This window comes from Pseudomonas brassicacearum (assembly GCF_009601685.2).
GTDB classification, from domain to species: Bacteria; Pseudomonadota; Gammaproteobacteria; order Pseudomonadales; family Pseudomonadaceae; genus Aquipseudomonas; species Aquipseudomonas kilonensis_B.
Map to the genome: position 1 here is coordinate 2,761,088 of NZ_CP045701.2, position 13,950 is coordinate 2,775,037.

Below are 13,950 nucleotides of genomic sequence, written 5' to 3' on the forward strand. Positions count from 1 at the left end.
GTTCTTTGGTGAACTGCTCTGGCTCTACGGGTATGGTCGTATGGCTTTTGCCCTCTTCCATCAAATCCATCTTTGGACTCGGAAGAGGGCGAGACTGACTCGGTCAACCCTGAAGCTTTGATATGGTTTTGCTATTCAGGATCTTTTTCTACTATGCGGCGCAGGCTGAAGGCGCCGCGCAGCTCTCCAAGAGCAAAGTTTCGCGCTTGATCCTGCGGGTAACTTTGATCGATCACTGCAGCCAGCTCAGGCTTGATTTCCTTGCCATGGCATGCAAGACACGGTTCTCCAGTAGGGATGGCTTTCATCAGTCGGAATTCCCCACCCACCATTTCGGCGTGCTTCATTTCTGCCAGTGGCTCGCCCGCGGCAGCACGATCGGCGAACTGCTGTAGGACTTTGCGCTCCCAGGCATCAGGGGCATTGGCCGGATTGCGGACCTTCAAGGATGTACGACCAACTGTCCAGGGGGACTGGCTATGCTTGGCTGCGATCTCTGGGGCCAGCAACTGACAGAACTCTACAGCCTTGGTTGGGCCGCCACTTTGCATAGCTGCCTTTATTGTGCCCAGTAGTTCCTGCTGGAACGGCGGGATCAACGCAGCCCCTTCAGCAGATAGATTTTGCAGATCCTCAGCCAAGGCGCCGAAACTCAGAGCGCCTAACAAAACAGCAGTGACAATACGCATGACAGTTCCTTTGGTCTTCACCTGAGCCTGGCCGGCGGGTTGACGTTGTTGCACTGAAGCCTGATGAAAAGCCCGGCGATGGCCGGACGGTGATCAAAAAACTCACCTGCCGACGCGGCAGGTGAGTAGGGCAGCCCTGGCGCTAGCGGCCAGCCTAGCGAGCTGGCGGGCTCATTTGCTGTTGTTGCATCATCTGCTCCATCATCATCTGTTGCATGCCCATGTACCTGTCCATCATGTACTGGTGCTGCTTCATCTGCTCAGGCGTCATCTGGGAATAGTGGCCGCCCATTTGTTTCCAGCCCATCATTGGGCCGTTCCCCCTCATGTGGCCGCCCATCATGCCTCCCCCGCAACACCCCATCATCCCATTCATCGTCTGCATGCTTTGCCGCATCGTGGCCTGGTGATCCTGCATGAGTTTCTGGCGTTGCGCCGGATCGCTTGTGTTCTGGATCTGGGTCATCTGTTCCTGCATTTTTTTCAGGTTTTCCTGGGCCGTCGCCATCTGCTGGTCGAATTGCTCAACGCTCATTGACGGCTGGGGCGCCTTGGCGGCGTCGGTATCTTGCTGGGCAAAGGCCAGCGTGGGGAAAAGCACCGCGGTCAGAGCGAGGGCGGCGAGTCTGGGTGCGTTCATGGTTCAGTTCCTTGCAGGCTGGTGGAGCGGGGAGTGGGGTCGTCACGGTTGACGATCGGACTCGGTTAAACGCAGTCGAAGCTGTTTTTCAATCTCGATGATGGCGAAGAGCGCAATGCCCACCGCGATAACCAGCAGTCCGTCCTTCAAGGGCACGGCTTGGGTCGCAAACACCGCTTGCAGCGGTGGCGCGTAAGTGATGGCGAGCTGGGCGGCTGTCACCACCGCGACGGTCGCCCACACAACCTTCGTACCTCGAACGCCCTTCCAGGTCAGCGACGTGCCGTAGAGATTGCGGATAAAGAACAGGTGGAAAATTTCCATCACGACCAAGGTGTTCACCGCCAGGGTGCGCGCCAGTTCGACGGAGTAGCCTCGGTCCAGGGCATAGGTAAAAATGCCGTAGACACCGCACAGGAACAGAATGGACACGAGCACCATATGCCAGACCAGTGCACCGCTGATCAGCGGCTCCTGTCTTGAGCGCGGTGGCCTGCGCATGGTGTTGTCTTCGGTCGGCTCGAACGCCAGCGCGACACCCAGCGTGACAGCGGTGATCAGGTTGATCCACAGGATCTGTATCGCCGTGACCGGCAACGTAAAGCCAAACAGCAGCGCGACAATCAGGGTCATTGTCTCGCCCGCGTTGGTGGGTAACGTCCAGCTCAGCACTTTCTTGATGTTGTCATAGACCGTCCGTCCTTCACGCACAGCAGCCACGATGGAGGCGAAGTTATCGTCCGCCAGTACCAGGTCCGCGGCTTCCTTGGCGGCCTCGCTGCCTTTGCCGCCCATGGCGATGCCGGCGTCTGCGCGCTTGAGCGCTGGCGCGTCGTTGACGCCGTCGCCGGTCATGGCCACGGTCATGCCGTTGAGTTGCAGCAACGTCACCAGCCGAAGCTTATGTTCGGGGCTGGTACGCGCGAAGATGTTCACTTGTTCGAGCGATTCCCTGAGGGTTGCATCGTTCATGGCGTCCAGGTCGCTGCCGGTCAGTACCTTGTCGGGGTTGTGCAGGCCGATCTGATTACCGATGGCGCAGGCGGTGCCGGCGTGGTCGCCTGTGATCATTTTCACGGCAATGCCGGCCGCATGGCATTGCTTGATCGCCTGGATCGTTTCCGGGCGGGGCGGGTCGATCATCCCGACCAGGCCCAGCAAGGTCAGTGTCCCTTGCACATCGGCAAATTCCAGGATGGCGTGTTCGGGTGGGACGGACCTGACGGCGAGCGCCAATACGCGTTGGCCCTTGCGGGCGATGGCATTGGCCTGCGCGTGCCAATAGTCGGCATCAAGCGGGGCCGTTGCCCCAGTGCCGCTGCGTTGGCACGTGCACATGGTCAAGATCTGCTCCGGCGCGCCTTTGACATAGATCGCGGCTTGGCGCTCATGGTTGTGATGCAGCGTCGCCATGAAGCGGTGTTTGGCGTCGAACGGAATGGCGTCGGTGCGGGCCCAGGTGCCGCGTTCCTCTTCGCCGTTGATGCCGGCTTTGGCGCAGAACACCAGCAATGCACCCTCCATGGGGTCCCCTTCGACCTTCCAGGCGTCTTCGTGCTGTCTCAAGCTTGCGTCATTGCAAAGGCTTGTCGCGCGCCCCAGTTCGGCCAGCACCGGGTGGTGGGAGGTGTCGATCAACTGATCGGCAAGGTTCATGTTGCCCGAGGGCTGGTAGCCGACACCGTCTACCGTGAAGGTCAGGTCACTGGTGACGACGGACGCCACCATCATCTCGTTGCGGGTGAGGGTGCCGGTCTTGTCCGTACAAATGACCGATACCGAGCCCAGCGTTTCGATGGCCGGCAGGCGCCGAACGATAGCGTTGCGACGCGCCATCGCCCGCACGCCCACCGCCAGGGTAATGGTGAGTACGGCGGGCAGCCCCTCGGGTATGGCAGCGACCGACATGCCCACCACGACCATGAATATCTCGGTGAAGACGTAATGCCCGACAAAGTGGCCATAAGCGAGTAGCAGGCCGGCGATCAGCAAAATCAGTAGCGTCAGCCAGCGCGCGAAGACATTCATTTGCTGTATGAGGGGCGTCGTCAGGGACTCCACTTGCGCCAGCAGGTTGCTGATGTGCCCGATTTCAGTCGAGGTTGCGGTGGCGACCACGACCCCAGAGGCTTGGCCGCAGGTCACCAGGGTGCCACTGAATGCCATGCAGGCACGATCACCCAGGGCCGCTTCGATGCCCACCGGTTCGGTATTTTTTTCAGCGGGTGCGGATTCTCCGGTCAGGATGGCTTCCTGGACCTGGAACCGGTTGGCATGCAGCAGGCGCAAATCGGCCGGGACTTTATCGCCGGCCTCCAGCAAGACGATGTCGCCGGGTACCAGTTCTTCACCTGCAATGCCCAGGCGTTCGCCGGCACGTATCACCGTTGCCCGGGGCGCCAGCATGTTGCGGATAGCGTCCATGGCCTGTTCGGCCTTGCCTTCCTGGACATAGCCAATGACCGCATTGGCCACCACGACAGCGAGAATGACCACCGTGTCCCACAGGTGTTGCAGCGTTGCGGTGATTGCAGCGGAGCCTAAAAGCACATAAATCAGGATGTTGTGAAATTGCAGCACAAATCGCCGCCACGCCGGCCGCCGGGCTGACGCTGACAGCCGATTGAAACCCGTACGCTCAAGCCGGGCCCGGACTTCGGCGATGTCCAGCCCGGCTTGCTCATCGACACCCAGGTGTTTGAGCACCTGTTCGGCGGGCAACGTGTACCAAGCCAGGCCCTGCGAGGGCGTTGTCGGGGGCGCCGCTGGTATGTTGCTCGGTCGGTTCATCAGCCGCATTCCTGTGGGCACGGGGCGGTTGTTCTGCAGGCCATCGGCGCGGGCCTGCCCTCAGTCAACCTGCTGTGGCGCAATCACCCACAAGCTGCACGGCATCTTGTACAGCAAGCCTTCCACGGTGCTGCCGATCAGCTTGTCCAGGCCTGCGTAGTGCACGCGCCCCATGACGATGACATCAATGTCATGGGACGCGGCGTAGTTCGCCAACACCTTGGCCGGATCACCCATGATCATGCGCCGTTGCTCCGGGTCGATGCCATTGCGTTCGGCCAGTGCATCGAAGGCCGCGCCCTGGGATTCGTAGAGCTGGCGGGCCAGGGTCGAGGAGAAGAACATCGAACCGTTGCCATAACCGTATTCGGCGGCGGTAATGGACGAAAGATCGTAGGCGTAGATGACTTCCAGCGTTGCGTCGCAGCTGGCGGCCAGCTTGTTGGCTTCGCTCAGGATCCGGTCATTGAGGCCTTCGTAGCGTCCGTCCTGATGAAACGGGTCGATGGCGGCCAGGATCTTGCGCGGACGAGCGTGGGCGACCTTGTTGACGAAGTGCAACGGAACGTCGCATTCGCGCAGCAGATGCACGTCCAGTGGCGTGAACATCAGCCGGGAAAACCAGGACTCATGGCCCACCGACTTGATCAGCGCATCCATGGGTGCTTCCTTGAGGTGGACCAGGATCTCCTGCAAGGGGCGTTCGACCCACGTCACTTCTGTCGTGACCTCGATACCGAGTTTGCGCAGGGGCCTGGCCTGTTCCTCCAGCCACTGCCGATGGCGTTCGATGTAGCCCAGGCGCATCTGCTCCAGTGCCTGTTCGTTGACCAGGCTGGCCGTGGCCAGGCCTTCGAGGTAGTCAAAAGCGACGATATGCAGCGCCGCGCCTTCGGCCTTGGCCAGTGCAGCCGCCCGGTCGAATGCCGGGCTGTGTTCCATCAGTGGCGAGACGACCAGCATCAAGCGTGATTGCGTAGACATGACAAACCTCCCGGGCAAGGACCTGTTGGCGCCGGGCGACGTTTCGCGCGGCGTGGTGTCTGCCACTGATCATGAGCGTCATGGAGTCTGGTAACTTGATTTGCATCAAACACGCCTCAAAGCATTGCATCGAAGGCGGCAGCGGCTGGGCAATCGCGCTATGTTTGAGCATGATCAGTCGCCCCAGGGCACGAGCGCAGCCAGCTCGGGCCGCTGGATTGAGTGACAACCGCAGGCAGTGCCAGAGAGCCGTGACAATGACTGAAACCCCATGACTGAAACCCTGGCCTTCGCCAATGCCGCCGCCGCGCTGGGAATCGGCCTGCTGGTGGGGCTTGAGCGCGAACGACGCAAAGGCGAGGGCGACAGGCGCGATTTTGCCGGCCTGCGCACCTTCGCCATCACGTCGGTGCTCGGCTATCTGGCGATCCAGGCGGGCGGTCCCGTGTTGCTGGGGGGCATGACCCTCGCTTTGGGCGCCTTGGTGACCGTGGCCTATTGGCGAAACCTCGACAAGGACCCGGGGATAACCAGCGAGGTGGCCTTGTTCGCCGTATTGGCACTGGGCGCGCTCTGTGCGAGCGCCCCGGGCCTGGCGACCGCGATTGGGGTGGTGATGGCCGGGTTGCTCGCCAGTCGCCAGGCGTTGCACCACTTTGCCCGCAACCAGTTGACCGCTGCCGAGATGCGCGATGGCCTGGTGCTGTTGATCGCCGCGTTGGTCGTGCTGCCGCTGGCGCCGGATCGATTCCTCGGGCCTTATGACGCCATCAACCTGCGCAACCTGTGCACCCTCACCGTCATGCTGATGGCGGTGGGCGCGCTGGGGCATGTCGCGGTTCGGACCCTGGGGACCCGCTACGGCTATGCCGCCAGTGCCGTCGCCTCGGGGTTTGCCTCTGCCACTGCGACTGTTGCAGCCATGGGCAACATTGCCAGGAAGGAACCTGTCAATCTCAAGGTGCTGAGCGCGGCGGCGGTGCTATCCAACCTGGCGACGGTGGTGCAAATGGGCCTGATTCTCACGGCCGTGGAACCTGCGCTGTTGCGTTGGATGTGGGGGGCGTTGTTGTGCGGGGTGCTGATGACCCTGATCTACAGCGGTGTGCTGATGTTTCCCCGTCCCAGGACGCCGGCCGATGAACCGATCCGGCATGGCGGGGCGTTCAGTCTCAAGCTGGCGCTTATGGTGGTCCTGGCCATGGCCGGTCTCACTGTCCTGTCGTCGGCGATGCTCGATGCGTTTGGCCAGGCCGGGGTGACCGTCACTGCGATTTTCAGCGGGTTGCTCGACGCCCATGCCTCGACAGCCTCCATCGCTTCCCTGGCCAAGGGCGGGTTGTTGCCCTTCGACGACGTCGCCGTGCCGATCTTGATCGCGTTCAGCAGCAACTCCCTGAGCAAATGCGTGGTGGCCTGGCTCAGCGGCGGGCGAAGGTTTGCCGCGTATGTAATTCCCGGCCAGGTGCTGATAACGCTGGCGATGTGGGCGGGGCTGTGGCTCCCGAGTTTGTCAGCTTGAATGAATGATGGCTATTTGATGAAGATCAAGTCCCGCCCCTGGCATATGTTCATTCTGGAACCCTCAATCCTTTAAGTGGCTGTCGCCACGTGCCGAGGTGTTCCATGTCCCAGACTCAACGTTTGTTGTTATTGGCGCCTGACGCCATGATCCGTACGCCGGCGTTCGACCGCGCCACCGAGTTGGCCCTGGCGCTGGACCTGCCCCTGCACATCGTGGCGTTCGACTACCTGGAGTTGCTCTCGGTGGCCGGTCTTTTTGCCCCGGAGCAGGTCAAGCAAGCGCGTGAGGGCTATCTGGAAACCCATCGGCACTGGCTATGGCAACAGGCCGAACTGGCGCGCCGGCACGGCGTCGAGGTGACGTGCGAGGTGGTTTGGAGCAAGGATGCTTTTCAAGCCTTGCAGCAGTACGTCAAGGAGATGCCGATGGCGTTGATCATCAAGGACGCGCAGCCGGAACCGGCAATGAAGCGGGTGTTTTTCACGCCCTTGGACTGGCGCTTGCTGCGTGACTGCCCGGTGCCGGTGCATCTGGTCACGGATTCGCGTCACCCCCGGCCTCGGCGGGTCCTGGCGATTGTCGATGTGCTGCGCAGCGAAGACCAGGACTTGGTGTTCAACGACCAGATCGTCGACGCCGCAGTCAAACTGGCCGAGCAATGCAACGCCCAGGTCGAGTTGCTGCACGCCTTCGATTGGACGGCCGTCTACGCCTCGGACATGGGCATTGGTGCACTGCCCCTGGCCACCGGGCTCTACGAGGCGTTGGGCCAGGCACAGCATGAGGTGTTCGAGTCCCTGGCCGAGCGGCATGGGGTCGCGCCGCAGCAGCGCCACTTCATCGAAGGCTCACCGCTGAACAGCATTTGCACGTTCGCCACCGATCATCAGATCGACGTTATTGTCATGGGCACCACCGCACATCGTGGCCTGGACAAGCGCCTGGGCACGACCGCCGAGTTCCTGCTGCAACGGGCGCCCTGCAGCGTATTGGCGATCAAGCCGCAAGCATGACGGGATCAACGCTACGCGAGGCCATGCCAAGGCCTCGCACCAGCGTTCGGGCTAAAGGTAGAGCCGGTGGATGACCTGCCGAGTGTCGTCGGGATCGCTGCGGGTTTCAAAACCCAGGCTGTGGGCAAGCTCGCGCATCGGGGCGTTGCTGGCGGAGTCGATGGAGTACATCTGGTGGAAGCCATTTTTACGTGCGGCCTCGATCAGGTGTTCCATCAACAACGTACCCAGCCCCAGGTGTTGCCAAGGGTCGGCGACGGTCACCGCGCACTCGCATTCGTGTTCCTGGGTCGCGCAATAGCGGCTGACACCGATCTCGATCAACTCGCCGTTGTCATGGACCAGGGCGATGTAGGCCATGTGCGACTTGCAGTCGACATCCATCAATTGATCGAGCAGCGCCGTGCCCGGCTCATTGATCTGCGCCAGGAAACGCATGTGCCGGGACTCCGGCGACAGGCGCATGATGAAGTCGTATTCGCGCTGGCGGTCCTGCTCCCTGAGCGGCCGGATCAAGACATGCCGGCCGTCCCTGAGTGGCTGGATCCAGTGCTTGCCACTGATGCTGGCATACAGGGCTGCGGCGCGTTCGTTGTGGTCTTTGACAGTGAGCATGGTGCGATCCTCCCTAGGATGTGCACGTGCGGTGCGATAAAAATCTACGCATTCGGTACAGTTCTACGCCCGCCACGACGATCGATTCTGATCTGGATCAGTGCCCGCGTATCCCGTCCGTCGATTGCCCTGCCCTTGATTCAGATCAAACCGTTTGGAGCCTGTATGGGCGCACGCTGAAGGTCGTACCGGAAAATGGCCGGTGCAGGGTTTTGGATTGGCGTGAACAATCCGATGGAGGTGTGCGATGGGGCAATACCAGCGTCTGCTATTGATCGTCGAACCTGATCTGCACCCTTCGGCGGCGATGCGCAGGGCCTGCGCCCTGGCCCGGGTCAGTGGCGCGGCGCTGCATTTGTGCGCGTTCGTCCAGCCGCAGGCCCGCACCCACTTATGGGGAGAAAAAACCGATGAGGCGAATGAGCAACGCTATGTGCACCGCTATCGGCGCTGGATGGTGGAGGAGGCTGCGCTGCTCAAGGAGGAAGGCCTGGATGTGACGACACACGTGGTATGGACGCTCCATCCGTTGCTGGACATCCTGCGCTATGTCGAGCAGTTCCAGCCTGACCTGCTGATCAAGGACGTGACCCTTGAACCTTTGCTCAAGCGAGTGTTCGCCACGCCCCTGGACTGTCACTTGTTGCGCGACTGTCCGGTGCCCGTGCATCTGGTCAACCAGGCGGTGCACGGCTTGCCGCGCCGGGTCGTGGCGGCGGTGGACCCCTCGGACCCCCAGGCCAATGCCTTGAACGAGCACATCGTCCAGACTGCCGCCACGCTGGCCCGGCAATGCGACGCCTCGTTGCATCTGCTGTACGCCTGCGACCTGTCGCCGGCTTTCAATGGCGAAGCCTCGCTGCTGGCCGGTGCCTGGGATGACGACTTTGCCGACGCCCTGCGCGAATCGCTGCATGCGGCGTTCATCAGCCTGGCCGAGCGCTGTGGCGTACCGGCGGAACGTCGGCACTTCACCGTTGGTCTGCCGGTGCCGGTCATCCGTGAGTTCATCGACGAATTCGAGACCGACGTCGTGGTGATGGGCACTGTGCACCGCGCCGGTCTTGAGCGTTTGATTGGCAGCACGACAGAACGTGCCTTGTATTCGGTGCCGGGCAGTGTGCTGGCCGTCAAGGGATGAGTACGATGGCCCCGTTGACCTGTCCGCTCCTCAAGCGTTCCAGGGCGTGGTTGGCTTGGACCAATGGGTAGCAGGTCACGTTGCAATGCACGGGCGTGCGCTGGATCTGCTCGAAAAACGCCACGCCGTCCGCGCGGGTCAGATTGGCCACTGAACGCACGCTGCGCTCCTGCCACAACAGGCGATAGGGGAAGGCAGGGATGTCGCTCATGTGAATGCCGGCGCACACCACGCAACCGCCTTTGGCGGTGGCTTGCAAGGCCAGCGGCACCAGTTCGCCGACAGGGGCGAAGATCAGGCTGGCGTCGAGCAGGTGTGGCGGCGCCTGATCCGATGCCCCGGCCCAGGTTGCGCCCAGCGAACGGGCATAGTCCTGGCCGCTATCATCACCGGGGCGGGTGAAGGCATAGACTTGCTGGCCCCGGCCCACGGCGACCTGGATCACCAGGTGCGCAGCGGCGCCGAAGCCATAGAGGCCCAAGTGAGGGGCGTTCTGCGCCATCTGCAAGGCCCTGAAACCGATCAGCCCTGCACACAGCAAGGGTGCTGCTTCGGCGGCCTCGAGCGTATCGGGGAGGGGGAAACAGAATCGCGCATCGGCGACGGTGTAATCGGCGTAGCCGCCGTCCAGCTGGCAGCCGGTGAACAGCGCCTGGTCGCAGAGGTTCTCCCGGCCCGAGCGGCAGAACTCACACACGCCGCACGTCCATCCCAACCAGGGCACACCCACCCGTCGGCCGATCCAGTCCGGGGCCACCTGCGCGCCAACGGCGGTGACCTCACCGACAATCTCGTGGCCCGGCACCCGAGGCAGCCGGGCCTGGGGCAGTTCACCGTCGAACAGATGCAAGTCGGTGCGGCACACACCGCAGGCTTGCACCTTGATCAGCATTTGCCCGGCCGCCGGTGTCGGTTGGGGACGCTCCTGCAGTTGCAAGGGCTGGCCAATCGTGTGCAGGACCATGGCGCGCATGAGCATTCTCCTGTGTGAGCGGGCGCCCGCCCTGCCAGTGAGCGGTGCCAGAGCATCGAGCAAGCACCTTGTATGACCTTAGCGTCCCTGGTTCTGATGTAAATCAAGTCACCCTTATTCCCGCGTTCCAGAATCAGGCATGGCTGCCGTTCAATAACGGTTCGAGTGACAGCCAACGGAATGGAATCGGCCCGGGGCCCGGGCTCTACCTGCCAACCCTGTTTTTTACGGAGGACGTGATGAGCGATTTTCTCAGCCCCGACCAACTGGAAGGCATTGACGCCTACTGGCGAGCGTCCAATTACCTGGCCGTGGGTCAGATCTACCTCAAGGACAACCCGTTGCTGCGCAAGCCGCTGCAAAATGGCCACGTCAAGCCGCGCCTGCTCGGTCACTGGGGCACGACGCCGGGGTTGAACCTGATCTATGTGCACCTCAATCACCTGATCAAGACCCACGACCTGGACATGATCCTGGTCACGGGCCCCGGCCATGGCGGCCCGGCCATTGTTGCCCAGAGTTACCTGGAGGGCAGCTTCACCCAGTGTTATCCAGACGTCGAGCAGAATGAGAACGGGATGCTGCGCCTGTTCCGGCAGTTTTCCTGGCCATATGGGTTGTCCAGCCATGTCTCGGCGCAGATACCCGGCTCCATCCACGAGGGTGGGGAACTGGGATATTCCCTGGCCCATGCCTACGGGGCGGCGTTCGACAATCCCGAGTTGATCGTGGCTTGCGTGATCGGTGACGGTGAGGCCGAAACCGGTACGCTGGCGGCGAGTTGGCATTCCAACAAGTTTCTCAACCCCGCGCGCGACGGCGCTGTATTGCCTATCCTCCATCTCAACGGCTTCAAGATCGCCAACCCTACGTTGTTGTCGCGCATCAGTGAGGATGAACTGTCCGCCCTGATGTACGGCTACGGCTACGATCCCTATTTCGTCGAAGGCGACGACCCGTTCGCCGTCCATCAGTTGCTGGCCAGCACCCTGGATAGCATGCTGCTCAAGATTCGTGAGATCCAACGCAAGGCCCGGACAGGTTCGACGGGGCCTGCCCCGGAGCGTCAGCTCTGGCCGATGCTGGTATTGCGCACGCCCAAGGGATGGACCGGCCCCAAATTTGTCGATGGCCAGCAGGTCGAAGGTACCTGGCGCGCCCACCAGGTGCCGCTGTGTCACCTTGAGCAGCCCCAGCATTTGACGCAACTGCAGCAGTGGCTCGAAAGCTACCAGCCGCAAGCGTTGTTCGACGCCAACGGCACGTTGCTGCCCGAGATTGCCGCGCTGGCGCCGACCGGCCATCGGCGTCTGGGCGCCAACCTCCATGCCAATGGTGGCTTGCTCCTGCAGCCCTTGGAGATGCCTCGTTTCACCGACTACGCCGTACAGCTCCCCGCGCCCGGTGGCGTGGAGGCCGAAGGCACCCGCGTGCTGGGCACATTCCTGCGCGATGTGATGAAGCACAACCTCAAGGCCGGCAATTTCCGTCTGTTCGGCCCCGACGAAACCGCCTCCAATCGCCTTGATGCAGTGTACGAAGTCAGTGGCAAGACCTGGATGGCTGCGCTGGAAGCGGGGGATACCAACCTCGACTGTGCAGGACGTGTAATGGAAATACTCAGTGAGCAGGTGTGCGAAGGCTGGCTGGAGGGGTATCTGCTGACCGGTCGCCATGGGTTGTTTTCCTGCTATGAAGCGTTCATTCACATCGTCGACTCGATGTTCAACCAGCACGCCAAGTGGCTCAAGACCGCTGCCCAGGTGCCGTGGCGCGCACCGATCGCATCGCTCAATTACCTGCTCACCTCCCATGTCTGGCGTCAGGATCACAATGGTTTTTCCCATCAGGACCCAGGCTTCATCGACCTTGTGGCGAACAAAAGCGCCGACGTGGTGCGTATCTACTTGCCTCCTGATGCCAATTGCCTGTTGTCGGTGACCGATCACTGCCTCAAGAGCCGCAACTACATCAACGTGATCGTGGCCGGTAAACAACCCCAGTGGCAGTGGCTGGACATCGACTCGGCCATTCGCCATTGCATGGTCGGCATTGGCCGCTGGGCCTTTGCCTGCAAGGACGATGATGACCCGGATGTGGTCATGGCCTGTGCCGGTGATGTACCGACCCTCGAAGCCCTGGCGGCTGTCACCTTGCTGCGCCAATACGTGCCGGACCTGCGCATACGGGTCATCAATGTGGTGGACCTGATGGTGCTGCAACCGCCGCAACAACATGCCCATGGATTGTCGGATGCGGAGTTCGACGAACTGTTTACCGTGGACAAGCCGGTGATCTTCGCCTTCCATGGCTATCCGTCGCTGATCCATCGGCTGGTCTATAAGCGCCACAACCACGACAACTTCCATGTCCACGGCTTCATGGAGCAGGGCGCAACCACCACGCCATTCGACATGGTGGTGATCAATCAGCTCGATCGTTATCGATTGGCCCTGGACGTTATCCAGCGGGTACCACGGCTGCAGCCGTTGGTGGACAGCGCCCGTGATCGATACTGGGAAACCATGGAAAGGCACCAGCTCTACGTTATCGAGCATGGGCAGGACCTGCCCGAGGTCCTGGACTGGCGCTGGACGCCCACGCCGCCATGACCGCCAGCAACCATCACGGCATCGACGCTGCACTGCGGCGTCCGAGCCCGACCCTGGAGATCCATCATGAGCCAGTACCAACGCCTGTTGCTGATCCTCAACCCGGCACAACGACATTCTCCCGCCCTTCATCACGCCGCCGCCCTGGCGGCCGCCAGCGAGGCGCATTTGCATGTCATCGCGTTGATACCCTCGCTGGACATTCTGTCGTTGCTTGAAGAGGCGCCTCGCGAAGACGCGCGCCAGAACTATTTCCAGGACCAGCGTGATTGGCTGGAGGAAGAAGCCGACAAAATGCGTCGTCGAGGGCTGCGGGTCACCACGGAAGTGGCGTGGGCCGATGCCATGCGTGAGCGGATCCTGCAACACGTCGAGCAGTTCCACCCCGACCTGCTGATCAAACAGGTCCAGCATGAATCCCTGCTCAAGCGCGCGTTCTACACGCCGTTGGATTGGCACCTGCTGCGCAAGTGCCCCGTTGCGTTGTACATGGTGGGCGCTGGCGGTCACGCTTTGCCGCGCAAAGTGGTCGCGGCAGTGGACCCTTCCAGTGCATTTGCACAGAACAGCGGGCTCAACGACCGGATTATTCGCCAGGCGCTGAGCCTGGCGCTGCAATGCGACGCCGAGTTGCATCTGGTTCACGCCTTCGAGGTGTCTTCGGTCCACCTGGGCGATGTGGGGAGCGGCGAGTTGTCGCTGTCGCAGCTCAGCAAGGAACTGCGCCGCAGCCTGGAAAAATCCTTCCTGGAACTGGCCAACCTGTTCGGCGTGCCTGCCGAGCGCCGGCAGTTTTTGCTGGGGCATCCGGTCTCGGCGCTCAGTGAATTTGCCTTGGAGCATGACGTGGATGTGATCGTCATGGGCCGATCCCAGCACCATGATCCGTTTGGGCTGCTGGGCAGTACGACAGAACACATCCTGTACCAGGTGCAGTGCAGTGTCCTGGCGGTCTGACGAAATGGGCC

The 13,950-nt window shown here is 61.7% G+C and carries 11 protein-coding genes; 5 read left to right on the forward strand and 6 right to left on the reverse strand.

From position 1 onward, the window contains the following. Positions 1-131 precede the first annotated feature (131 nt). From GFU70_RS12040 to GFU70_RS12055, 4 genes are all read right to left on the reverse strand, one after another. A complete protein-coding gene (locus tag GFU70_RS12040; protein ID WP_153388098.1) occupies positions 132-689 on the reverse strand; it encodes a DUF3365 domain-containing protein in 558 nt (185 codons plus the stop codon). 154 nt (positions 690-843) lie between these two features. After that, a complete protein-coding gene (locus tag GFU70_RS12045; protein WP_058543473.1) occupies positions 844-1,329 on the reverse strand; it encodes a hypothetical protein in 486 nt (161 codons plus the stop codon). 42 nt (positions 1,330-1,371) lie between these two features. Beyond that, the gene (locus GFU70_RS12050; protein ID WP_153388099.1) at positions 1,372-4,119 is read right to left on the reverse strand and encodes a cation-transporting P-type ATPase; all 2,748 of its coding nucleotides are present in this window, start codon (positions 4,117-4,119) and stop codon (positions 1,372-1,374) included. A gap of 60 nt (positions 4,120-4,179) precedes the next feature. After that, positions 4,180-5,103 (reverse strand): universal stress protein, encoded by a 924-nt coding sequence (locus GFU70_RS12055; protein ID WP_058543471.1) that lies wholly within the window; start codon positions 5,101-5,103, stop codon positions 4,180-4,182. 271 nt (positions 5,104-5,374) lie between these two features. On the opposite strand from GFU70_RS12055, the gene GFU70_RS12060 reads away from it, so the two are divergent. Both GFU70_RS12060 and GFU70_RS12065 read left to right on the forward strand, forming a co-directional pair. Continuing rightward, entirely contained in the window at positions 5,375-6,625 is a 1,251-nt protein-coding gene (locus tag GFU70_RS12060) for an MgtC/SapB family protein (protein ID WP_058543470.1), read from the forward strand. Positions 6,626-6,729: 104 nt separating this feature from the next. Then, a complete protein-coding gene (locus tag GFU70_RS12065) occupies positions 6,730-7,641 on the forward strand; it encodes a universal stress protein (protein ID WP_058543469.1) in 912 nt (303 codons plus the stop codon). A 51-nt stretch (positions 7,642-7,692) separates the two neighbouring features. Here GFU70_RS12065 and GFU70_RS12070 read toward each other — a convergent pair whose 3' ends face one another. Next, a complete protein-coding gene (locus GFU70_RS12070) occupies positions 7,693-8,256 on the reverse strand; it encodes a GNAT family N-acetyltransferase (RefSeq protein WP_153388100.1) in 564 nt (187 codons plus the stop codon). Between the two features lie 247 nt (positions 8,257-8,503). Between GFU70_RS12070 and GFU70_RS12075 the strand changes: the two genes are divergently transcribed. Further along, positions 8,504-9,397: a universal stress protein gene (locus tag GFU70_RS12075; RefSeq protein ID WP_058543467.1), complete on the forward strand. Its 894-nt coding sequence runs from the start codon at positions 8,504-8,506 to the stop codon at positions 9,395-9,397. On the opposite strand, the gene GFU70_RS12080 is transcribed toward GFU70_RS12075, so the two are convergent. Beyond that, positions 9,387-10,370 (reverse strand): zinc-dependent alcohol dehydrogenase family protein, encoded by a 984-nt coding sequence (locus GFU70_RS12080; RefSeq protein ID WP_153388101.1) that lies wholly within the window; start codon positions 10,368-10,370, stop codon positions 9,387-9,389. The genes GFU70_RS12075 and GFU70_RS12080 overlap by 11 nt on opposite strands. 239 nt (positions 10,371-10,609) lie before the next feature. On the opposite strand from GFU70_RS12080, the gene GFU70_RS12085 reads away from it, so the two are divergent. Together GFU70_RS12085 and GFU70_RS12090 are read left to right on the forward strand one after the other, a co-directional pair. Beyond that, entirely contained in the window at positions 10,610-12,982 is a 2,373-nt protein-coding gene (locus GFU70_RS12085) for a phosphoketolase (RefSeq protein ID WP_153388102.1), read from the forward strand. Positions 12,983-13,048: 66 nt separating this feature from the next. Beyond that, a complete protein-coding gene (locus GFU70_RS12090; RefSeq protein WP_064106808.1) occupies positions 13,049-13,939 on the forward strand; it encodes a universal stress protein in 891 nt (296 codons plus the stop codon). The last annotated feature ends 11 nt before the right edge of the window (positions 13,940-13,950 follow it).